The sequence below is a fragment of the Alphaproteobacteria bacterium US3C007 genome (assembly GCA_034423775.1).
Classification (GTDB): Bacteria; Pseudomonadota; Alphaproteobacteria; order Rhodobacterales; family Rhodobacteraceae; genus Thalassovivens; species Thalassovivens spotae.
The window spans coordinates 2,641,828-2,663,627 of record CP139918.1; the positions used below are offsets into that span (position 1 = coordinate 2,641,828).

The following is a 21,800-nucleotide window of genomic DNA, read 5'->3' on the forward strand; positions in this document are numbered from 1 at the left end:
GAAAGGGAGGCCAAAGAACGCGGCAATAAAAGGAAGACTATATGTTTGCGGTTCTTAAAACCGGTGGTAAGCAGTATAAAGTTCAATCGGGCGATATGCTCCGCGTTGAAAAACTGGCTGCAGATGCTGGAGAGACAGTTCAATTTAACGATATACTGATGATTGGTGGCGAAAGCCCGGTTGTTGGGGCGCCTATGGTGGCAGATGCTGCTGTGCAAGCGGATGTGGTCGATCAGATCAAAGGCGACAAGACGATTAACTTTGTGAAGCGTCGCCGGAAGCATAGCTCGCAGCGCACCAAAGGGCATCGCCAGCAGCTTACGCTGTTGCGGATCACTGAAATTCTGGCCTCAGGCGCCGGCAAGTCTGGCGTAAAAGCGGCCTTAGGCGCAGGGTCTGCACCGGCGGCGACTGCGGCCCCGAAAGCCGCAAAAGCGCCCGCAAAGGCAGCAGCCAAAGCGGCCCCGGCGAAAGCGGCACCTGCGAAAGCCGCCGCGCCTGCCGCTGATAAAGCTGCCGATGATTTGAAAAAATTATCCGGAGTTGGCCCAGCGCTTGAAAAGAAATTGGTTGCCGGTGGCGTTACCAGCTTTGCACAGATCGCCGGCTGGAGCCCAGAAGATGTTGCCTCCGTGGATGCCGAACTGGCGTTGAAGGGCAAGATCGAAAAAGAGGGCTGGATCGCCCAAGCCAAAGATTTGGCATAAGAAAAGGAGCACGATCAGATGGCACATAAAAAAGCAGGCGGTTCATCCCGCAACGGTCGCGACTCAGACGGACGTCGCCTTGGTGTGAAACTTTACGGTGGTCAATTGGCGATCCCTGGCAATATTATCGTGCGTCAGCGCGGCAATAAATGGTGGCCGGGTGAGGGCGTCGGTGAAGGCAAGGATCACACGATCTTTGCAACCACTGAAGGCAATGTAACCTTCCACAAAGGGTTCAAAGGCCGCACGTTTATTTCTGTTTTGCCAGCGGCTAAAGCGGCTGAATAAACGGCATCGCTGCCTTACATTTTGATGATTTAGGGATCGGCATTGCCGGTCCCTTTTTTTGGTTTTATCGTGAGGCGTTTGGAAGGATAAAAATGGCAGTTTCTCTGGGCGCCTTTGCGGCCTTTGCCGCCTCACAAATTGCAACGCCGGGTCCGGCAAATATGGCCATGCTCAGCACAGGGGCCGCCTATGGGTTCCGCGCGGCGCTGCCGTTTGTGGCGGGCGTGGTGCTTGGCAAGCAGCTGATCATTTGGCCGATTGGGTTTGGCCTCATGCGCTTATCTGATACGTTGCCTGGCCTGTTTGTGGCGCTTAAATTCATCTCGGCGGCTTACATTATTTGGCTCGCATGGCGGGTGGCGAATATGCGGTTATCGACAAACGGAGGCGCTGGGGCGGCGCCAGGTTTTATCGCCGGTTTATGGGTACATCCGCTGAACCCTAAAGCTTGGGCGATGATCGTGGCGGGGTTTACCAGTTTTGTCGATCCCGGAACGCCCAGTCTGCAAGCCACGTTTTGGATTGCCATTACGTTGATGGGTATTCAGTTGATATGCCACCCAATCTGGACGTTTTTTGGCGATCGTATCGCCTCTCTGATCTCAGGCCAGCGCGCCGAACGTTGGTTTATGCGCGCTCTTGCGGCGCTGACGGTGGGCTTTGTGGGTTATGCGCTGCTACTTGGCGGCTAGCCCTGGTCAAGAAGAGAAAAAGCCTGCAATCGCGCAAGGTTTTTCTGTCCCCCGCTTCTAACGCAGAGATTGGATTTTTTGGACTTATGGTATAGGCTGCAATCGACGTGTTTTATCTTTTTGTGTGTTGGTTTGGAGTTAGGCGTTGGGTTTATGTTTGACCGGAAACCGTTTGGTTTTACGATCTTTGGAGCTTAGGGATTGCGCTGAGATGGTGCGTATTCTTGCTGATCCGGCGATCTCTTATTGGGTGCCGATTTTGCCGTTTCCTTATACCGCAAGTGATGCCAAAGGGTTTTTCAATCTTCTGCAGGATAATCCACATCGGCAGGTTTGGGCGATCACGCTGAAGGAAGAATTTATTGGTCTGATTGAAGAGTATCCAAATTTTGGATTTTGGTTAGATCCGGCCTTTTGGGGCCAAGGCCTGATCTCTGAAGCGGCAGATTTGGTTTTGAAAAAATACTTTTCTGATCCGCAGGCCAGCCCGCTCTTGGCAAGCGTGCGATTGCAAAACCAGCGTTCTATGCGTGTATTGGCAAAAAATGGCTTTGCGCCAAATGGTCTGCCGGTGGCAAGCTATTCAAAAGCCTTGCGCCAATCGGTTCCGTTGCAACCGATGGCGCTGACCCCTGATCAATGGCATTTTTTAAACCCTGTTTTCATCGAAACGCAGCGGTTGCAAATCTTTCCGCTTGCCCAAGTACATCAAGATGCGTTGTTTGGCTGCCTTGCTCAAAAGCAAGTTGCACGGAACCTCGCGATTGTTCCACATCCTTTGCCGCGCGGCTTCGTGGGGCGGTTTATTGAGGCGGCGCGCTGGAAAGGCGCGTGGAATGGACTGTTTGCGCTTGCGGATAAAACCCAGAACGTGATCGGGATGATCGGCTTTCGCGCGGCCCCATTGAGCGCACCGGTTGCGGCAGATCTTGTATATGCGATACATCCAAAGCAATGGGGGCAGGGGCTTATGAGCGAGGCTGTAAATGCCTTTTGTGCCTTTTTATTCCGGCGCTATCCGCTTGAGGCCATCACTACAGATCATTTTAAGGATAATCCCGGCTCGGGGCGCGTGTTGCAAAAAACGGGTTTTATGCCAATACCGGTGCAGTCACATCCCAGCGAGATGGGAAAATCGGCGGCAAGGCTTGAGCCTGCGCCCATAACCCGATATCGCCTTATGCGACCCGCATAAGGACCCAGCACATGAAATTTCTAGATCTGACGAAAGTCTATATCCGCTCTGGCTCGGGTGGCGGTGGTTGCGTAAGCTTCCGGCGGGAAAAATACATCGAATATGGCGGGCCTGATGGCGGTGATGGTGGCAAAGGCGGATCCGTGATTGCCGAGGCGGTTGACGGGCTGAACACCTTGATCGATTTTCGTTATCAGCAGCATTTCTTTGCCAATAATGGCGGCGCTGGCATGGGGCAACAACGCTCGGGGGCGTCGGGCGATGATATCCTGCTGCGGGTGCCTGCCGGCACGGAAATTTTGGATGAAGATCAAGAAACGGTGATTGCTGATCTTACCGAAGTGGGTGATCGGATTGTTTTGGCAAAAGGCGGCAATGGCGGTTTTGGAAACCTGCATTTCAAATCCTCAACCAACCAAGCGCCGCGCCGCGCCAATCCCGGGCAAGAGGGGATTGAGCGCACAATCTGGTTGCGGCTGAAGCTCATCGCGGATGCAGGTCTTTTGGGCCTGCCCAATGCAGGCAAGTCAACCTTTTTGGCGGCCACATCGAATGCGCGGCCCAAAATCGCAGATTATCCGTTCACCACGCTTTATCCAAACCTTGGGGTTGTTGGGATTGATAATACCGAGTTCGTTGTGGCTGATATTCCAGGACTGATTGCTGGCGCACATGAGGGGCGTGGTTTGGGGGATTTGTTTCTGGGGCATGTGGAACGCTGCGCGGTTCTTTTGCATTTGATCGATGGAACCTCGGGTGATTTTCTAAATGATTACAAGACGATCATAGATGAGCTTGAGGCATATGGCGGCGCTTTGGCGCAAAAGCCAAGAGTGACCGTGCTGAATAAGGTTGACGCATTGGATGATGAAGAGCGTGCGTTTTTTAAAGCTGAGCTGGAAGCAATTGCTGGCGGGCCTGTTTTTTTAATGTCGGGTGTCAGCCGTGAGGGGGTTGAGGCGGTGTTGCGCGTCTTGCGCCATGAAATTGACGCAGGGCGCAAGCAAGAAACAAGAGTGGAACAGGAAGATTTGGAATGGCGTCCCTAAGCGCTGCAAAACGCATTGTGGTTAAAATTGGATCGGCTTTGCTGGTGGATCCAACCACTGGCGCTTTGCGCAGCGCGTGGCTCAAATCATTGGCAACAGATGTTGCTGCGTTCAAGGCCCGGGGCTGTGATGTGGTTTTGGTGTCCTCGGGCTCGATCGCCTTGGGGCGCAAAGTCTTGGGGTTGTCGGTGGGGGATGTTGCGCTTGAACAATCGCAGGCGGCCGCCGCTGTGGGGCAAATTCAACTGGCCCGCGCTTATGAAGAGGCATTGGGTCCGCATGGCATAACCACAGCCCAAATTTTGGTGACCTTAGAGGATAGCGCCGATCGGCGACGTTATCTGAACTCACGCGCAACGTTGGAAACTCTGCTCAGCTTAGGCGTTGTGCCCATCGTGAATGAAAACGATACCGTGGCAACTGATGAAATTCGCTATGGCGATAATGATCGACTGGCCGCGCAAGTGGCGGTTACGGTGGGTGCGGATCAATTGGTTTTGCTATCCGATGTGGATGGGTTTTATTCGGCCAACCCGCAGCGTGATCCATCGGCGAGGCGCTTTGAAATGGTGAAAGAGATCACGCCGCAAATTGAAGAGATGGCAGGCGAGGGCACCTCTGGCCTGTCCAAAGGTGGCATGAAAACCAAGCTGATGGCCGCCAAAACCGCAACAGGCTCAGGCTGCGCTATGCTCATTGCTGCAGGCTTTGTGGATCACCCGCTGACCAGCTTTGATGCAGGCAATTCCGGCACGTGGTTCGCACCGCAAATGGATCCGCAATCGGCGCGCAAACGCTGGATTGCTTCGATGAAACCGTTGGGGCAGATCGTGATCGATGAGGGGGCAAACAGGGCGTTGAAAAGCGGAAAGAGTTTACTGCCAGCGGGTATTTCTGGCGTGTCTGGCAGTTTTGAGCGCGGCGATTGCGTGGCCATTACGCTGGTCAATGGCGCTGCGGTGGCGCTTGGAATAAGCTCGTATTCTTCGACAGAGGCGGCGGCTTTGATCGGTTTGAAAACCTCTGAAATTGAAGCTGTTTTAGGGTATCCGGCCCGCGCCGCGCTGGTGCATCGCAACGATATGGCTGTGTAAGGAAAGGACCAAGCGATGAGTGAAGTTCAGCAAATGATGCAAGATCTGGGGCGGCGCGCGAAAACGGCTGCGGCCAGTTTGGCCTATGCGCCCGCCGCGCAAAAAACCGCAGCCCTGATGGCGGCAGCGGATGCTGTAATAGCGGCGCAATCAAAGATTATCGAAGCCAATAAACTGGATATCGTCTTTGGTCGTGAAAAGGGGCTGTCTGACGCGTTGCTTGATCGTTTGATGTTGGATCCTGCGCGCATCGAGGCAATGGCCGAGGGGCTTCGGAACGTGGCGCAGCAAGAAGATCCTGTTGGGCGCATCTTGGAAGAATGGGAGCGTCCGAACGGCTTGTCCATTCAAAAAGTGGCAACGCCGCTTGGCGTGATCGGGGTGATTTATGAAAGCCGCCCGAATGTAACGGCGGATGCGGGCGCTTTGTGCTTGAAATCTGGCAATGCGGTGATTTTACGTGGTGGCTCGGAAAGCCATCACAGCACGGCGGCGATCCATGCGTGTTTGGCCAAAGGCTTGGTTGCGGCAGGGCTGCCTAAAGAGGCAATACAAACCGTACCCACGCGCGATCGTGCGGCGGTGGCCGCTTTATTAACCATGACCGATTATATTGATGTCGTGGTGCCAAGGGGTGGCAAAGGCCTGGTTGGTTTGGTGCAACGCGAGGCCCGCGTACCGGTTTTCGCCCATCTTGAAGGCATCGTGCATATCTATATCGATGCGGCAGCTGATTTGGCCAAAACGCTGGATGTCGTGTTGAATTCGAAAACCCGCCGCACGGGCATTTGCGGGGCTGCGGAATGCCTGTTGATCCATCAGGATGTGGTAGACACCATTGGGTTTGAGGTTGTTCAAGCGCTCATTAAGGCAGGGGTTGAGGTGCGCGCTGGCGCCGGCGTTGATGGGTTTTCCGGAACGCAAGTCGCAAGCGCAGAGGATTGGGGAAAAGAATATCTTTCCAGCATAATTGCCGCCAAATCAGTTGTCGATATGGAAGCTGCTATTGCTCATATTCGCCAATTCGGCTCGGACCATACTGATTGTATTATGACCGAAGATAACACGGCGAAACAGCGGTTCTTTGCGCAGGTTGATAGCGCGATTTTGATGCATAACGCGTCGACGCAATTCGCTGATGGAGGGGAATTTGGCATGGGGGCAGAGATTGGCATCGCGACGGGAAAAATGCACGCTCGCGGCCCCGTTGGTGCGGCCCAATTGACCAGCTTTAAATATTTGGTGAGCGGGGATGGCGCTGTCAGGCGCTAAGATTGATCGTGATCAGGCTTGGCTGTACGCAGACGTTCAATTCGCGGCCGATTTCATGAACGATGCTGGGCAAAAACAGAAATTGCACATGCTCTGGAAGCGAGGCGTGTTTGGGGCACATGTTTGTCAAATGGTCCCAAATAGCCGCATCTACAATGATCTTGGTTGAATGACCCTCAACGCTTAACCGTGGGCCGCGCTCGGTCACCGATATTTCGCCGCCAAGCGGCAAGGCCGTTTCGATGCATAAAATCGCCAGAAAAAGCGCTTGTGCTTCGCGGCGGGTGAGGCTTCGATGGATTTTCCAGTGTAAATTTTGTCGGGGCCCGTTGATCAGCGGTATTAAGATGTCCAGTAGAGTATCGGTTGAAAGCTGGCGGTCACTGCCGCTTACGCCAAAGGCAACGCGAAAAAACTTAATTCGGCTGGCCGCATTTTGGCAGCTTTGGGTGATTAAAGATATCTCGGCTTCATGTTGCACCGCACCGGACAGCGATATCAGCTCTAACCCGTTGTGTATTGCGCCAATTGGGCTTATCAGGTCATGGCATATGCGCGAGCCAATCAAGCTTGCAAGATGAGATGCCGATTGTATCATTGGTAATGCCTCAGCGTCAGGAGTGGTGTGGTGGAGGACTTAAATCTTTTCTTAGAGCCCGGCATGCTGGTACGCCATCCCAGCCAGCCAGATTGGGGTATTGGGCAAGTACAGTCTCGTATTAACGGTCGCATTACCGTGAATTTTTCTGAAATGGGTAAGTTGGTCATTGATGGATCCAAAATTGCGCTTGTGCAGGTCTATGATCAAGAATAGCGATTATCAGAGCTGCATTAAACCTATAGTTGTAATCAATAAGGGCCGGATTCCGGTCAAATTGAAACGAAATTGTATCAAAACTTGCATAATAAGCGAAAGATACGACTAGATGATGCTACAGAGTGACACTGATTTGGTCGTGGAATTGGCTGAAACCAGGCCTGATTTGCGCGCGGCGCAACGGTTGCGCTACGCTGTATTTGTGAAAGAGCTGGGCGCTTCTGGAGCCGAGATAGATCATCAAAACGAGCTGGAAATGGACCGGTTTGATCCCTTCTGCGATCACCTTATCTTGAAGGATAAGGCTCGAAAAAACTGCCCTTTTGATGGGATTATAGGGGTCTATAGGCTTTTGCGTTCGGAACAAGCGGCGCGGATCGGACAATTCTATTCAGAAGATGAATATGACCTACAAAGATTATACGCCACTGGGCGTAACCTGCTTGAACTTGGACGCTCTTGCGTACATCCGGCGTATCGCGGTGGCCTCGCAATGTATCATTTATGGCAGGCCTTGCAGCGCTATGTGGCAGAGCACAAGGTCGAAGTTTTGTTCGGGGTGGCCAGTTTTCATGGTACTGATCTGCAGAAATTGGCGGAACCACTAAGTTGGCTTCACGCGCGCCACTTGGCCCCCGAAGCGCTGCGGGTCGCCGCAAGGCCAGGCGCGTTTCAGGCGATGGATCTGATCGCACCCGCAAGGATTGACCGGCGCGCGGCCATGTTGGCCATGCCGGCGCTGATCAAAGCCTATCTTCGGTTGGGCGGGTATATCGGTGAGGGGGCTTTTGTCGATTTCGCGTTTAAGACCGTTGATGTTTGCCTTATTCTTGATCGAGACAGTATCAGTACACGGCAGAAAATGCTTTATTCGGGTGATCTTTTAAAGTCATGAACACTTGGTATGGATCAGAAGATTCTGAGGCACTAACGGGTGTTTCTTTTGCCGGTTGGTGCCTTGTTGGTGTGCGGCTTCTTGGCTTGGCGCCGATCGTTTTAAGCGGGCTGCTGCTGAGCGTGCTGCTCCGAGGTCTGGAACGCCCGATTTTTGGTCAAAATCGCCCTGTAACGCCATATATTACGGTGGCTGTTTGCCAGTTTGCGCTGCGTATTATTGGTTTGCCTTGCCGCGTAACAGGCACGCCAATGCGCAGCCCGGGCGCTTTTGTTGCCAATCACAGTTCATGGCTGGATATCTTCGTATTGAACAGCTGCGCGCGGGTTTATTTTGTCTCTAAAGCAGAAGTCTCGGCCTGGCCTTTAATTGGTTGGTTGGCGCGGGCCACCGGCACCGTTTTTATTCGCCGCAGCCGGCAGGATGCTGCGCAACAAACAGAAATGTTTCGCGCCAGATTGCGAAGTGGCCATCGTTTACTGTTCTTTCCCGAAGGAACCTCAACGGATGGGCTGCGCGTTTTACCTTTTAAGTCAAGCTTGTTTGAGGCTTTTTTTGCGTCTGATGACACATGCACAGATCTATGGATTCAACCCGTGAGCGTAACTTTCTTTGCGCCATCACAGCGCCCAGCGGCGTTTTATGGCTGGTGGGGTGATATGGAATTTGCCACTCATTTCATCAAAACGCTGAGCGTTTGGCGGCATGGGCGCGTTGAGCTGTGTTTCAATGCACCGCGCCGCGTCGCGGATTTTTCATCTCGCAAAGATTTGGCTGTCACATTAGAGGCGGATATCCGCAATACGCAGGAGCGCGCGCTCAGCCTTGCGCGTGCTGCGCGTGAATAAGCGCTCCTAAGGCCGCAATTGGATCCTCCTGCTGCCAAATTTCTTCGGCATAGGCAACGAAATCAGCGCAGGATTTGAGTTGAAGAATTTTCGTGGTGTCCAGCCCGCCTTCTGCCACTATCGGTACTTCAACCATTTCGCTCCACCACGCGAAGAGCTCTGGATCGGCGATATCTCCTGCGTTCAGGTCATTTTCGTTTAACGGGCCGAAACAGACGTAATCTGCGCCGGCCTCGCCTGCATTCAACCCTTCATGCCGCGAGATACCGCAAAAGGCGCCAACGATTGCGTCTTTGCCCAGCTCGGTGCGCGCCGAGCGTATTGAGCGGGCGCCATCGGTTAGATGCACACCATCAAGGCCGAAACGTTCAACCAGAAAAAAATGGCTTTGCAGCAGCAACGGCACATCGCGGCTGTGACAAATCTCGCGCAACGTATCGGCAGCCTTGCCAATCATGCCTTCATCTCGCGTGCTCATTGCCAAGCGCACGCAAGCGATCTCATGCAGATCCAGCATTCGTGATAGTAAATCTGCATAGCTGCTCAGTTCAAATTCGGGCGGGCTAATCAGGTAGGTCTGGGGCTGCTCGATTTCGGCCATGTTTTGGGCTCCAAGTGTTTTTCGTCAGGCTAACGCGATTTGCCTGCGTTGACTATGGCTGATCTTTGCTAGGGGGCTTTAAACCCCGGTCTTTCTGGCGTAGAGCAAGGCCATTATTTAAGGAGGCTTAAGCCGTGCCTGAGTCACAGCGTCAACCCTATTTTGTTTTGGTCCGCCCGCAAATGGGCGAAAATATCGGCGCATCCGCCCGCGCGATGTGGAATTTTGGTTTGGAGCAAATGCGCGTGGTTGCGCCGCGCGATGGTTGGCCCAGCACGCGCGCGGTGGCGATGGCCAGTGGCGCGGGCCGGTTGCTGGATGCGGCGCAGCATTTTGATGGAGTTTCCGAAGCGGTGGGCGATACCAGTTTTGTCTTCGCCACAACAGCGCGCGGCCGCGGCTTAACCAAGCCTATTTTAGCGCCGGAAGAGGCGATGCGCCAAGCTGCAGAAAAAATCGCTCAGGGGCAAAAAGTAGCCGTGTTATTTGGTCCAGAGCGCGCGGGGTTGGAAAATGAAGATATCGCGGGGGCAAATGCGTTGATATCGGTGCCGGTTAACCCTGATTTTCCATCACTGAATTTGGCGCAATGCGTGCTGCTGATGGCCTATGAGTGGCGCCGCGCGCAGGGGCAGGTTGAGCTGGCGCGCATGGAACTGGCAAAAACCCAATGGGCAGAGGCGATTGAGGTTGAAAAGCTGGCCCAACATTATGAAGAACGGCTTGAGGATGCTGGGTTTTTCTTTCCCGAGGCCAAGGCGCCCGGCATGAAGGTGAATTTGCGCAATATGTGGTCTCGCTTTTCACTGACCCGCGCGGATGTGCAAATGTTGCATGGGGTGCTGCGGCAATTGGTGCGAGGTAACAAAGGCCAAGACTGACTTGAACAGCCGCCGTCTTAGGCTAACTTTTAGCATGTAGTGATAAGGGTTTTTTTACGAAGATGAATGATAAAAGATCGATATTTGAAGAGGTTGGATCGCAGAGCGCAGCAACTGACGGGGCGCCGGTTCAGGGTATGATTGATCAGGGTCGCGGCGCCGGGGCCCGGTTTTGGATCCGGATCTGGTTGTATCTTTTATTTGCTTTGGTGGTAACGATGATTCTGCTTGGGGGACTGACACGCCTGACCGATAGCGGTTTAAGCATCACCGAATGGAAACCCGTTTCCGGGGCGTTGCCCCCCTTATCTGCCGAGGCATGGCAGAGCGAGTTCGAGAAATACAAAGCCATCCCCGAATATGAACTTCAAAACAAAGGCATGAGCCTGGCAGAATTTCAATTTATTTACTGGTGGGAATGGGGGCATCGGCAACTGGGCCGCGTGATTGGATTGGTTTGGGCCGTTGGGTTTGCAGTGTTTTTCGCCGCCCGTAAAATCCCCGCTGGGTGGACTGGCCGTTTATTGTTGCTGGGTGTTTTGGGTGGCATGCAAGGCGCGATTGGGTGGTGGATGGTGGCCAGCGGCCTAACTGGCGAGCGTTTGGACGTGGCCAGCTATCGCTTGGCAACGCATCTGGGGTTGGCCTTTGTTATTTTGGGGTTCATCGCTTGGTTTGCGCTCTCGCTCGGCCTTTCAGAAAGAGCGCTTTTGCAACAGCGCCGCAGGCGCGAACAGCGTCTGTTTTCCATGAGCACCGGATTGATGCATTTTACCTTTTTGCAAATTTTAATCGGAGCGCTGGTGGCGGGAATTGATGCGGGGCGCAATTATATCGACTGGCCTTTAATGGCGGGCGGTTTTTTTCCCCCCGATCCATTCAGCCTAACGCCTTGGTGGCGTAATTTCTTCGAAGATGATGGTTTGGTGCAATTTATTCACCGGATGTCGGGTTATCTGCTCTTTGTCTTTGGCGTGGTGGTTTGGAGGCGGTCGCGCAAATCAGGAAATAGCCTGGTGCGCTCTGGCTTTGCTTGGGTGATGGGCATGCTCGTGCTGCAGATGGTGTTGGGCGTTGTCACCGTGATGCATTCGGCGCCTTGGTCCTTAGCGATCCTGCACCAATTGGGGGGCATTGCGCTGTGGGTCTTGGTTATTCGGGCGCGTTTCGTGGCCGGATTCCCGCCCGAGCAATTCATAAAGGGAGCCTAGATCATGAGCGCCTATCAGATTTTGATGGAGTATCAGCATCAAACAGAGGCATTGTCAAAAATCGCGGCCCGCCTTGACTGGGATCAGGAAACGATGATGCCGTCAGGCGCCATTTCAGACCGCTCACAGGAATCGGCCGCGCTTGAAAAAACTTTGCATGCCCGGCGCAGCAGCACCGAATTGGGGGAGTTGCTGGCCGCGGCGCGCCAAACACAACTGGCCGCTGCAGAACAGCGGCACGTGCAGTTGATTGAGCAATCCTATCAACGCAATTGCAAAGTGCCCGAAGAGATTTCGGTGGCTTTGGCCGGATTAACGTCAAAATCGCAACATATATGGGCCCAAGCACGCGCGGATGAGGCGGTTGCAGATTTTACACCGATATTGGCCGAGGTGGTTGCGCTGCGCCAGCAAGAGGCCGCCGCCTTGGCCGATGGCACAGGGCTCAGCTCATATGATGCCTTGCTTAAGGATTATGAACCCGATGGCAGCACGGCTGAAATTTCAAAAATGTTTGATGCCTTGCGCAGCCCATTGGTCGCGCTGCGCTCCGCGGTGCTTGAGCGCCCGTCTGCGCCTGAATTAGAGGGGCAATTTGATCCGCAGCTACAGTTGAAAATGAGCCAAGAGTTGGCAGAATGTTTTGGCTATAACATGGCCTCTGGGCGGATCGATAGGGCGGTGCATCCCTTTTGTTCCGGAACTGGCGCGGATGTACGGATTACCACACGCACCGATCCCAGTGATCCGTTAGGGTGTTTTTATTCGACCATTCATGAGGTGGGTCATGGCAATTATGAGCAGAATATAGATCAATCTTATGCCTTTACGCCGATTGGGCATGGCTGCTCAATGGGGGTTCATGAAAGTCAAAGCCGCATTTTCGAGAATCAATTGGGCCGCTCTGAAGCGTTCACCAGCTTTCTTTATGGCCGGATGCGCGACGTATTTGGCTCTTTTGGCGTTGGCTCTGAGCGGCAGTTTTACCAATCGGTGAATCGCGTCAGCCGTGGTTATATCCGAACCGAAGCTGATGAATTGCAATATAATTTGCACGTGATGATGCGGTTTGATCTTGAGCGTGATTTGATGTCTGGAGAGCTTGCGGTGTCGGACCTTGAAGCGGCTTGGAATGATCGGTTTTTGTCAGATTTCGGATATGCGGTTGATCGCCCGTCGCATGGGATGCTGCAGGATGTGCATTGGTCAATTGGGTTATTCGGCTATTTTCCAACTTATTCTTTGGGCAATGTCTATGCGGGTTGCCTGTTTGAAAGCCTGCAATCGGCGCTTCCAGATTTAGATACAGATCTAGCTTCGGGTAATTTAGGGCCTGCCTGTGCATGGTTGAAACAGAATGTGCAACGCCACGGTAATCTTTTGCCGGCCCATGAATTGATGACTGCCGCTTGCGGCAAGGCACCATCCGAAGCGGCATTCCTGCGTTATATCCACGCAAAGTTTTCAGACCTCTATGATTTGGCATAGATAGGTGCAAATCATTTTCTAGGCTTGGCCGCTTTGCGGGTTTAGAATTTAAGCCTCGCCTTCCGGGGCTTCTTCGTCCTCCGACTGTTCGACGATCCGGGCGACGGAAACAACTTCTTCGTTGTTGCCTGTGTTGAAAACTTTCACGCCTCCGGCGCTGCGCGAGCGGAAAGAAATACCTTCAATGGGCACCCGGATGGATTGGCCTTTTGAGGTGGCCAGCATGATCTGATCTTCCAAATCGACCGGGAAGCTGGCAACCAAATCGCCGCCCCGCATCGCTTTATCCATTGCAGCAACGCCCATGCCGCCTCTGCCACGGACGGGATAATCATGGCTAGAGGACAGTTTTCCGGAGCCGCGACTGCTGATCGTTAAGATCAGGTTCTCGGCGGCTGACATTTCGGCATAGCGTTCTGGGCTTATGGTTGCATTGGCGCTGACCTCTTCATCCTCAGTGCCAGCTCCTTCGTCATCAACCATTCCCGCGACGGCGCGGCGCATCTTGAGATAGGCGGCGCGCTCATCTGAGCTGGCTTCAAAATGGCGTAGGATCGACATTGAGACAACGCAATCATCACCGGTGAGGCGCACGCCGCGCACACCGGTGGATTTGCGCCCCTTGAAAACCCGCACCGCGTTGGTTGAAAAGCGGATCGCCCGGCCTGATTTGGTGACCAACATCACATCATCGTCTTGAGTTGCGATGCGCGCGTTTACCAGCTCTACATTCTCTGGCAGATCCATGGCAATCTTACCATTGGCGCGGACATTGGTGAAATCAGACAGCGCATTGCGGCGCACATCGCCAGCCGATGTCGCAAAAATGATTTGCACGTTTTCCCATTCCTCTTCGGGGATATCAACCGGCATGATTGCAGCGATCGAAACTCCGGTTGGAATGGGCAGAATATTCACTACAGCCTTGCCCTTTGAGGTACGCCCGCCTTGGGGCAGGCGCCAGGTTTTCAGCTTATAGGCCATGCCATCGGTCGTAAAAAACAACAATTGGGTATGGGTATTTGCCACGAAGAGCGAGGTGACCAAATCTTCATCTTTGGTTTGCATGCCTGACAGGCCTTTGCCGCCGCGACGCTGGGCACGAAAATCCACCAATGGGGTGCGTTTGATATAGCCCCCCGAGGTGATCGTCACCACCATATCTTCGCGCTCAATCAGATCCTCGTCATCCAGATCCCCGGACCATTCGATAATCTCTGTACGGCGCGGAACCGCAAATTGCTCTTTCACGCTGTTTAGCTCATCCGTGATGATCGCCATAATACGGTCACGCGAGCCTAGAATTTCTAGATATTCGCGGATTTTTCCCGCCAATTCTTGCAATTCATCGGTTACTTCTTTTACCCCGATTTGGGTCAGGCGTTGAAGGCGCAATTCAAGGATCGCGCGGGCTTGTACCTCTGATAAATGATAGGTGCCATCTGCATTCACAGGATGGGTCGGATCATCGATTAGTTTAATATATTCAAGTATCTCTTCTGCCGGCCATGCCCGCGTCATCAATTTGGCGCGCGCATCGGCGGCGTCAACCGAGCTGCGAATGGTCGCTACAACTTCATCAACGTTTGAAACGGCCGCGGCCAGCCCGCATAGAATATGGCTGCGTTCGCGCGCTTTGCGCAGCTCAAACGCGGTTCTGCGCGCCACAACATCTTCGCGAAAGGCGATGAAATTGGTTAAGAACGATCGCAGCGTCAATTGTTCCGGCCGCCCCCCGTTTAAGGCCAACATATTGCAGCCAAAATAGGTTTGCATCGGGGTGAAGCGGAATAGTTGGTTCAAAACAACCTCTGCGGTTGCATCGCGTTTCAATTCGATCACAACCCGAACCCCGACCCGGTCGCTTTCATCCTGCACATGCGAGATGCCTTCGAGTTTCTTTTCGCGCACCTGTTCTGCGATTTTTTCAATCATCGCGGCTTTGTTTACTTGATAAGGGATTTCATCAATGATGATGGCAAATCGGTCTTTTCGAATTTCTTCGACGCGGGTTTTCGAACGGATAATAACGCTGCCGCGCCCCTCTAAATACGCTTTGCGCGCGCCCGAACGGCCAAGCATGATGCCGCCGGTCGGAAAATCGGGCCCCGGTACATAACCCATTAATTCTTCGCTGGTGAGGTCGGGATTCTCGATCAAAGCCAAAGTGGCATCGATCACTTCGCCCAAGTTATGCGGCGGGATGTTGGTTGCCATGCCAACGGCAATGCCCCCCGCGCCATTGACCAGCATATTTGGAAATCGGGCTGGAAGCACGGTTGGCTCGCGGTCTTTGCCATCGTAATTATCTTGAAAATTGACCGTATCCTTATCGATATCGGCCAATAAGAATGAGGCCGGCTTGTCCATGCGCACTTCGGTATAGCGCATTGCGGCGGCATTATCTCCGTCCATAGAGCCAAAATTGCCCTGCCCATCCAGCAGCGGCAGCGACATTGAGAAATCTTGCGCCATGCGCACCAAAGCATCGTAAATCGCGCTGTCGCCATGCGGGTGATATTTACCCATGACGTCCCCCACGGGGCGGGCTGATTTGCGATAGGATTTATCATGCGTATTGCCGGTTTCATGCATGGCGTATAAAATCCGGCGATGCACCGGCTTTAATCCATCGCGCAGATCCGGGATCGCGCGGCTGACGATCACGCTCATCGCGTAGTCAAGATACGCGGTTTTCATTTCCTCCGCGATCGAAACGCTGGGCCCGTCATAGACAGCGCGTTGCGGGGGCGTTTCTTCGGTGGCTTCGGGGGTTTCTGGCGTGTCGGTCAAATAAACTGCTCTTTTCGATGCCTAATCTAAATCTTGTGATTTAACCTTAGCAGAACAACCATATACTGCGCAATGGCAGAGGCTGTTTCATTCGGTCAAAGACGGTAATTTCTGCAAGATTTAGGGCAGAATGCGCGTGTATTTTGCCCCTTCTAGGCTGACTCCGAATTTCAGACCGGCTTGGCCAAAAACCACCGCGATCACGGGGGCATTCAGCGTGGTGGTGTCAAGCCGTAGCGACTCACCATCACCCTGAAACGCATAATCAATATCGCCGCCTACGGTCCAACCGTCGGAATTGCGAAAATCGTCTAACGCTTTCGAGCTCATGAAAAACAACGCATGCGCATATTGTTGCGCGCCGAACTGCCAGCCATAGCCGGCGGAGGCCATAGAATAATATTCGACCGTCTCTCCTTTCGCGCGCAGTGCCCCGCGCCCGTAAGAGCCGCCAAAGCCAAAACTGGCCTCGGTTATCAGCGGCATGACCAACATACCCGCGGCGCGTTGGCTTAAGTCTTGCGTATGGGGATGGGTTTGATAAAGCTGCTCGAGCGTGGCGTCTACTCTGGCGTCAATTTTGGTGGCATCTTCTTTTAAATATTCGGCTTCTGCCTTTAAAGCCTCGGTATCAACAAGCGCCGCCGTGCAGCCGTTTAACATAACGACTGCGGCAGAAAGGCTTGCAAAGAGACGTAATTTTGAGGTCAGCTTGTTCATTTCATTTTGCTCGATTTATAGTGGTACCGGGTTGCCTCAGTCTCTAGCCTGTCTTACGCAGTTTGTCATCCTAGATTTCGCTCACATTCCTTTGAGTTTTTGGGCCGCATAGGGCGCGTAATAGGTTAAGATACCGTCACAGCCTGCGCGCTTAAAGGCCATCAGGCTTTCCAAAATGACCTTATCACCATCAAGCCAACCATTTTCGATCGCGCCTTGCAACATCGCGTATTCGCCCGACACTTGATATGCATATGTTGGGGCGCCAAATTCATCTTTGACCCGTCGGCAGATATCCAAGTAAGGCATGCCTGGTTTGATCATAACCATATCGGCGCCCTCGGAGAGGTCTCTGGCCACTTGGCGCAGCGCCTCATCTGAATTGGCTGGATCCATTTGATAGGTGGATTTATCGCCCTTTAAGGCACCCGCAGCGCCGACCGCGTCGCGAAATGGGCCGTAAAACCCGCTGGCAAATTTTGCCGCATAAGACAGAAGTATAACATCTTGATGGCCGGCCTGCTCAAGCGCCTGGCGCAAGACCCCAATGCGGCCATCCATCATATCCGAGGGCCCAATGATATCTGCGCCGGCTTCCGCTTGCGAGAGCGCCTGTTTTACAAGCGCTTCAAGCGTTGAATCGTTTTCCACTTTGCCATCGACAACAAAACCGTCATGGCCGTTGATATTATAGGGGTCCAACGCGACATCGGTCATAATGGCGATCTCTGGCACGGCGGCCTTGATCGCGCGCGTGGCCCGATTTGAAAGGTTTTCTGGGTTCCACGCTTCAGCGCAATCCTGCGTTTTCAGCGCGGGATCCGTATAAGGAAAGAGGCAAATTGCCGGAATTCCCAAGCCAGCAGCCCATTTTGCCGCCTCGACCACTTTGTCAACGCTGCGCCGGAAAACCCCCGGCATCGAGGCCACGGGTTGCTCGATATTTTGACCATCGCAGACAAATACCGGCCAGATTAGATCTCCCACGCTCAACGTGTTCTCGCGGATGAGCGCGCGCGTGGCTGCCGATTGCCGCGCGCGGCGAAAGCGGCTGGCGGGAAATGCCGCGATTGGGTTCGTTGCCATTATGATCCTCCAGTTGACCGGCCACATCGTGGCATGTAACAAGCAGCCGAGCAAGAGATTGATTGCGCTTAAAGCGCTGCCCATTCGATGCGCTTATTCGCCGTAACCCAGAGAAAATTATCGTGCTACTCATTGATAACCTTGATTTTACGGCTTTTACCAGCGTTTGGTTCTGGGTTATCCTTGTGCTTGTTTGGGCGGTGACCAGCCAATATATCCTGGGCGTTCCTTTTTCCGATTTACAGCGCGCGTCAAAGGCTGATGCGGAGGCGCAAGAGGAAGCTTTAATTCGGCTGTTTGCGCAGGCGCAGCGTGTGGCTCCCCCCGCGATTGCTGCTGTGCGCTTGGGCTTGGCCTTGGGGGCTGGATTCGCGGTGGGGTTTTGGGCGGTGGCAGCCTTTGGATATAGCAATGAGGTGCTGCAGGCTTTATTCCTTTTGGTGGTGCCGCTTTGGCCCGTCTTGCTCTTGCGCTTGCGCTTTGCCCGCAGTATTACCGGCGCCCAGCCCGATTTCGCGCAGGTCTACATAAAACTCCGATGGATCCGGTTTTGGACGTTTTGTATCGGCGTGCTCACGCTTTTTCTGACGGCGTTCTGGGGGATGATTTTCAATATAAATAAGCTGGTCCTATGAAAAAAGCCGGATGGTTTACTTTTTGCGCAACAAGGTTTGAATGATGGCCAACACCGTAACAATTGGGGGCGTACCAGAGGGGTTTGACGCAGATATTATTTTGCGCCAAATGCAGCGAGATGGGCGCCCTCTTATGCATATTGCACGGGATGATAAGCGGTTGGCGGCCTTTGCCGAAGCGGTGCGGTTTTTTGCACCAGACATGCCCGTGATAGAGTTTCCCGCTTGGGATTGTTTGCCCTATGACCGGGTATCGCCGAATGCGGATATTTCAGCCCGTCGGATGGCCACATTGGCCGGGCTTGTGCATGGCATGCCCAAACAATTCATCTTGCTTACCACGTTGAATGCGGCGATGCAGCGCTTACCGGCGCGCCAGGTGTTGCGCGATGCGGCATTTCGGGCCGAGGTCGGCCGGCCAATCGATGAAGAGGCGCTGCGTTCTTTTTTGGTTCGTATGGGTTTTTCTAAGGCGCCGACGGTGCTGGAGCCCGGAGATTACGCCATTCGCGGTGGGATTATCGATATTTATCCTCCGGGTGATTTGGGCCCAATTCGTTTGGATTTGTTCGGGGATGTATTGGATGGGGCGCGTCGGTTTGACCCGGTCAGTCAACGCACAACTGAAACATTATCTGAGATTGAATTATCGCCCGTCTCGGAAGTGATTTTGGATGAGGCGGCAATCACCCGGTTTCGTCAAAATTACCGTAGCGAATTCGGGGCAGCCCGCAGCGATGATCCGTTGTATGAATCGATAAGTGCAGGCCAAAAGGTTCAAGGGTTTGAACATTGGTTGCCGTTTTTTCACGCGCATTTGGAAAGCCTGTTCGATTACCTCCCAGAGGTTTGCGTGAGCTTTGATGACCAATTCGAGCCCGCGCGACTGGCGCGTTGGGAAGGTATTGAGGACCAATATGAAACGCGTAAATTGGCGATGCAGGCCAAGCAACGCTTGGATTCCGTTTACAAACCGGTCACGCCAACGGCGCTGTATTTAGATGACGCGGCGTGGGCGGCCAGTTTAAACGGGCATAAAGTGTTAAAATTGCATCCTTTGGCGCATGCCAGCGGGCCGGGTGTGATTGACGCGCAAGGGCGTATGGGGCGTAATTTTGCGCCAGAGCGCCAACAGGAAACGGTAAGCCTTTTCAATGCATTATGTCAGCATATTCAGAAAAAATCAGTGATTGGCCCCGTGATTTTAGCAAGCTATTCCGACGGCTCTTGTGAACGCTTAAGTGGATTGGTCAGCGATGAAGGGTTTGGCGATCCTGTCAAAATAAACACCCGGGCGCAAATTGGCGATGCGGGGCTTTACGTCACGGTTTGGGGGCTTGAACATGGCTTTGAAACCCCCGATTTCACGGTCATTTCTGAACAAGATATTTTGGGGGACCGTTTGGTGCGCAGCGCCAAAAAGCGCCGCAAAGCTGAAAATTTTTTGACCGAGACGCAAAGCTTATCTGCGGGTGATTTGGTGGTGCATGTCGATCATGGGATCGGCCGCTATCACGGGCTTGAATTGGTGACGGCGGCGGGGGCGGCGCATGAATGTCTGGTGTTGGAATATGCGGAAAGCGCGCGTCTCTATCTGCCCGTTGAAAATATTGAATTGCTTAGTAAATATGGCCATGACGAAGGCCTTTTGGATAAATTGGGTGGGGGGGCCTGGCAGGCCAAAAAGGCCAAGCTCAAGCAACGTATTCGCGATATGGCTGATCGGTTGATCCGCGTTGCTGCCGAACGGGCTTTGCGAAAAGCGCCGATTTTAGAACCGCCGCCCGGCAGTTGGGATGCGTTTTGTGCGCGCTTTCCCTATCAGGAAACCGACGACCAGCTGATGGCAATCGGAGATGTCGTAGATGATTTAACATCGGGCGCGCCCATGGATCGGTTGATTTGCGGGGATGTGGGGTTTGGCAAAACCGAAGTGGCTTTGCGGGCGGCCTTTGTTGCCGCGATGTCAGGCACGCAAGTCGCCGTGATCGCGCCTACCACGTTGCTGGCGCGTCAACACGCGCAAAGCTTTGCCGAGCGGTTTCGCGGCTTTCCATTACACGTGCGCCAATTATCGCGATTTGTTTCGAACAAAGAGGCGCAAGCCACGCGCGATGGTATTAGCGACGGAACCGTTGATATTGTTGTGGGCACGCATGCCTTGCTCGCCAAATCGATCAAATTCCAGAATTTAGGGCTACTGATTATTGACGAAGAACAACATTTTGGGGTGCAGCATAAAGAACGGCTGAAGCAGATGCGCTCTGACATTCATGTTTTAACTCTGACCGCCACGCCGATCCCGCGTACGTTGCAATTGTCCCTTTCTGGGGTGCGCGATCTGTCGATCATCGGCACGCCGCCCGTGGATCGCTTGGCTATTCGCACCTATGTCAGTGAATTTGATGCCGTGACCATTCGCGAAGGATTTTTGCGGGAACATTATCGCGGTGGTCAGTCCTTTTACGTGGTGCCCAGGGTCAGCGACTTGCCCGAAATCGAGGCCTTTTTGCAAGAACAGTTACCCGAGCTGACCTATGTGGTTGCGCATGGTCAAATGGCTGCAGGTGAGCTGGATCGGCGCATGAATGCGTTTTATGATCGCCAATATGATATTTTGCTCGCCACAACGATCGTTGAATCGGGCTTGGATATTCCAAGCGCGAATACCATGGTTGTGCATCGCGCCGATATGTTTGGTCTGGCCCAGCTTTATCAAATTCGCGGTCGAGTTGGGCGTTCTAAAACCCGCGCTTATGCGTTTTTGACCACCAAGCCCCGGGTTAAATTAACCAACACGGCCAGCAAACGCCTGCGGGTGTTGGGCTCATTAGATTCTTTAGGGGCGGGGTTTACTTTGGCCTCGCAGGATTTGGATATCCGCGGCGCGGGCAATCTACTGGGGGAAGAGCAATCCGGACAAATGCGCGATGTGGGCTATGAGCTCTATCAAAATATGCTTGAAGAGGCGATTTCAAAGATCAAATCGGGCCAATTAGAGGGTTTGTCTGACGGTGATGATCAATGGGCCCCGCAAATCAATTTGGGCGTTTCGGTGCTGATACCAGAGAGTTTTGTCCCGGATCTCGATGTGCGGCTCGGGCTGTATCGCCGGCTTTCTGGGCTTAGCACGAAAGTGGAGTTGGAAGGTTTTGCCGCCGAACTCATCGATCGGTTCGGCGCCTTGCCCCGCGAGGTCAATACGCTGTTATTGGTTGTGCGGATAAAGGCAATGTGCAAACGCGCGGGTATCGCCAAGCTGGATGGGGGCCCAAAAGGCGCTGTTTTGCAATTTCACAATAATAAATTTGCCGCCCCTGAAGGCCTTGTTGAGTTCATTCAAGATCAACGCGGTTTGGCAAAGATTAAAGATAACAAATTGGTTGTGCGGCGCGATTGGACAAAAATCAGTGATAAGATCAAGGGCTCTTTTGCTATTGCAAAAGATTTAGCGGCGAAAGCCAAGCCCAAGCCCGTGGACAGCCCAAAACCTTAAGCGCCCTGAGCATCCTGCCATGCGTTGGGCCG

General features: G+C 53.4%; 20 protein-coding genes. 15 read left to right on the plus strand and 5 right to left on the minus strand.

The window, feature by feature from the left end:
• The first annotated feature begins 41 nt into the window (after positions 1–41).
• From UM181_12620 to UM181_12650, 7 genes are all read left to right on the plus strand, one after another.
• Positions 42–707: a 50S ribosomal protein L21 gene (locus UM181_12620; protein WQC62161.1), complete on the plus strand. Its 666-nt coding sequence runs from the start codon at positions 42–44 to the stop codon at positions 705–707.
• Positions 708–725: 18 nt separating this feature from the next.
• Positions 726–995, plus strand: coding sequence for a 50S ribosomal protein L27 (gene rpmA, locus UM181_12625; GenBank protein WQC62162.1), 270 nt, complete (start codon positions 726–728; stop codon positions 993–995).
• Between the two features lie 92 nt (positions 996–1,087).
• Complete coding sequence (locus UM181_12630) at positions 1,088–1,687, plus strand: LysE family translocator (protein ID WQC62163.1); 600 nt, start codon at positions 1,088–1,090, stop codon at positions 1,685–1,687.
• Between the two features lie 172 nt (positions 1,688–1,859).
• The gene (locus UM181_12635; GenBank protein ID WQC64753.1) at positions 1,860–2,882 is read left to right on the plus strand and encodes a GNAT family N-acetyltransferase; all 1,023 of its coding nucleotides are present in this window, start codon (positions 1,860–1,862) and stop codon (positions 2,880–2,882) included.
• Between the two features lie 11 nt (positions 2,883–2,893).
• On the plus strand, positions 2,894–3,931 hold the full coding sequence (obgE, locus tag UM181_12640) for a GTPase ObgE (protein WQC62164.1): 1,038 nt from the start codon (positions 2,894–2,896) through the stop codon (positions 3,929–3,931).
• Complete coding sequence (gene proB / locus UM181_12645) at positions 3,919–5,025, plus strand: glutamate 5-kinase (GenBank protein ID WQC62165.1); 1,107 nt, start codon at positions 3,919–3,921, stop codon at positions 5,023–5,025. The genes obgE and proB overlap by 13 nt, the downstream gene beginning before the upstream one ends.
• A 15-nt stretch (positions 5,026–5,040) precedes the next feature.
• Entirely contained in the window at positions 5,041–6,297 is a 1,257-nt protein-coding gene (locus UM181_12650) for a glutamate-5-semialdehyde dehydrogenase (protein WQC62166.1), read from the plus strand.
• On the opposite strand, the gene UM181_12655 is transcribed toward UM181_12650, so the two are convergent.
• On the minus strand, positions 6,287–6,895 hold the full coding sequence (locus UM181_12655; GenBank protein WQC62167.1) for a histidine phosphotransferase family protein: 609 nt from the start codon (positions 6,893–6,895) through the stop codon (positions 6,287–6,289). The two genes, UM181_12650 and UM181_12655, sit on opposite strands and share 11 nt — an antisense overlap.
• Before the next feature lie 30 nt (positions 6,896–6,925).
• Here UM181_12655 and UM181_12660 point away from each other — a divergent pair, with 30 nt between their 5' ends.
• The 3 genes from UM181_12660 to UM181_12670 all read left to right on the plus strand — a co-directional run bounded on the left by UM181_12660 (position 6,926) and on the right by UM181_12670 (position 8,857).
• Positions 6,926–7,111 (plus strand): DUF3553 domain-containing protein, encoded by a 186-nt coding sequence (locus UM181_12660; GenBank protein ID WQC62168.1) that lies wholly within the window; start codon positions 6,926–6,928, stop codon positions 7,109–7,111.
• A gap of 115 nt (positions 7,112–7,226) precedes the next feature.
• The gene (locus tag UM181_12665) at positions 7,227–8,009 is read left to right on the plus strand and encodes a GNAT family N-acyltransferase (GenBank protein ID WQC64754.1); all 783 of its coding nucleotides are present in this window, start codon (positions 7,227–7,229) and stop codon (positions 8,007–8,009) included.
• Positions 8,006–8,857, plus strand: a complete 852-nt coding sequence (locus UM181_12670) for a lysophospholipid acyltransferase family protein (GenBank protein WQC62169.1) — start codon at positions 8,006–8,008, stop codon at positions 8,855–8,857. Before UM181_12665 ends, UM181_12670 begins: the two co-directional genes overlap by 4 nt.
• Here UM181_12670 and UM181_12675 read toward each other — a convergent pair.
• Complete coding sequence (locus UM181_12675) at positions 8,829–9,458, minus strand: thiamine phosphate synthase (GenBank protein WQC62170.1); 630 nt, start codon at positions 9,456–9,458, stop codon at positions 8,829–8,831. The genes UM181_12670 and UM181_12675 overlap by 29 nt on opposite strands.
• Positions 9,459–9,592: 134 nt before the next feature.
• Here UM181_12675 and UM181_12680 point away from each other — a divergent pair, with 134 nt between their 5' ends.
• The 3 genes from UM181_12680 (at position 9,593) to UM181_12690 (ending at position 13,038) form a co-directional block, all read left to right on the plus strand.
• Complete coding sequence (locus UM181_12680; GenBank protein ID WQC62171.1) at positions 9,593–10,339, plus strand: RNA methyltransferase; 747 nt, start codon at positions 9,593–9,595, stop codon at positions 10,337–10,339.
• A 62-nt stretch (positions 10,340–10,401) separates the two neighbouring features.
• Complete coding sequence (locus UM181_12685) at positions 10,402–11,550, plus strand: COX15/CtaA family protein (GenBank protein WQC62172.1); 1,149 nt, start codon at positions 10,402–10,404, stop codon at positions 11,548–11,550.
• A 3-nt stretch (positions 11,551–11,553) separates the two neighbouring features.
• Positions 11,554–13,038, plus strand: coding sequence for a carboxypeptidase M32 (locus UM181_12690; GenBank protein WQC62173.1), 1,485 nt, complete (start codon positions 11,554–11,556; stop codon positions 13,036–13,038).
• Positions 13,039–13,086: 48 nt separating this feature from the next.
• Here UM181_12690 and gyrA read toward each other — a convergent pair whose 3' ends face one another.
• The 3 genes from gyrA to hemB form a co-directional block, all read right to left on the minus strand.
• Positions 13,087–15,831 carry a DNA gyrase subunit A gene (gyrA, locus tag UM181_12695; GenBank protein WQC62174.1) on the minus strand — a complete coding sequence of 915 codons (2,745 nt, stop codon included), beginning with the start codon at positions 15,829–15,831 and terminating at the stop codon, positions 13,087–13,089.
• A 120-nt stretch (positions 15,832–15,951) separates the two neighbouring features.
• Positions 15,952–16,551, minus strand: a complete 600-nt coding sequence (locus tag UM181_12700; GenBank protein WQC62175.1) for a YSC84-related protein — start codon at positions 16,549–16,551, stop codon at positions 15,952–15,954.
• Positions 16,552–16,632: 81 nt separating this feature from the next.
• Entirely contained in the window at positions 16,633–17,637 is a 1,005-nt protein-coding gene (gene hemB / locus UM181_12705; GenBank protein ID WQC62176.1) for a porphobilinogen synthase, read from the minus strand.
• 62 nt (positions 17,638–17,699) lie between these two features.
• Here hemB and UM181_12710 point away from each other — a divergent pair, with 62 nt between their 5' ends.
• Both UM181_12710 and mfd read left to right on the plus strand, forming a co-directional pair.
• Positions 17,700–18,272, plus strand: a complete 573-nt coding sequence (locus tag UM181_12710; protein ID WQC62177.1) for a hypothetical protein — start codon at positions 17,700–17,702, stop codon at positions 18,270–18,272.
• A gap of 40 nt (positions 18,273–18,312) precedes the next feature.
• The gene (gene mfd / locus UM181_12715) at positions 18,313–21,768 is read left to right on the plus strand and encodes a transcription-repair coupling factor (protein WQC62178.1); all 3,456 of its coding nucleotides are present in this window, start codon (positions 18,313–18,315) and stop codon (positions 21,766–21,768) included.
• Positions 21,769–21,800 lie beyond the last annotated feature (32 nt).

Bases quoted from the DNA above. Each gene is read 5' to 3' on its own strand.
- UM181_12620 (WQC62161.1), top strand. From the start codon at position 42: ATGTTTGCGGTTCTTAAAACCGGTGGTAAGCAGTATAAAGTTCAATCG.
- rpmA (WQC62162.1), top strand. From the start codon at position 726: ATGGCACATAAAAAAGCAGGCGGTTCATCCCGCAACGGTCGCGACTCA.
- UM181_12630 (WQC62163.1), top strand. From the start codon at position 1,088: ATGGCAGTTTCTCTGGGCGCCTTTGCGGCCTTTGCCGCCTCACAAATT.
- obgE (WQC62164.1), top strand. From the start codon at position 2,894: ATGAAATTTCTAGATCTGACGAAAGTCTATATCCGCTCTGGCTCGGGT.
- proB (WQC62165.1), top strand. From the start codon at position 3,919: ATGGCGTCCCTAAGCGCTGCAAAACGCATTGTGGTTAAAATTGGATCG.
- UM181_12650 (WQC62166.1), top strand. From the start codon at position 5,041: ATGAGTGAAGTTCAGCAAATGATGCAAGATCTGGGGCGGCGCGCGAAA.
- UM181_12655 (WQC62167.1), bottom strand. From the start codon at position 6,895: ATGATACAATCGGCATCTCATCTTGCAAGCTTGATTGGCTCGCGCATA.
- UM181_12665 (WQC64754.1), top strand. From the start codon at position 7,227: ATGCTACAGAGTGACACTGATTTGGTCGTGGAATTGGCTGAAACCAGG.
- UM181_12670 (WQC62169.1), top strand. From the start codon at position 8,006: ATGAACACTTGGTATGGATCAGAAGATTCTGAGGCACTAACGGGTGTT.
- UM181_12675 (WQC62170.1), bottom strand. From the start codon at position 9,458: ATGGCCGAAATCGAGCAGCCCCAGACCTACCTGATTAGCCCGCCCGAA.
- UM181_12685 (WQC62172.1), top strand. From the start codon at position 10,402: ATGAATGATAAAAGATCGATATTTGAAGAGGTTGGATCGCAGAGCGCA.
- UM181_12690 (WQC62173.1), top strand. From the start codon at position 11,554: ATGAGCGCCTATCAGATTTTGATGGAGTATCAGCATCAAACAGAGGCA.
- UM181_12700 (WQC62175.1), bottom strand. From the start codon at position 16,551: ATGAACAAGCTGACCTCAAAATTACGTCTCTTTGCAAGCCTTTCTGCC.
- hemB (WQC62176.1), bottom strand. From the start codon at position 17,637: ATGGCAACGAACCCAATCGCGGCATTTCCCGCCAGCCGCTTTCGCCGC.
- mfd (WQC62178.1), top strand. From the start codon at position 18,313: ATGATGGCCAACACCGTAACAATTGGGGGCGTACCAGAGGGGTTTGAC.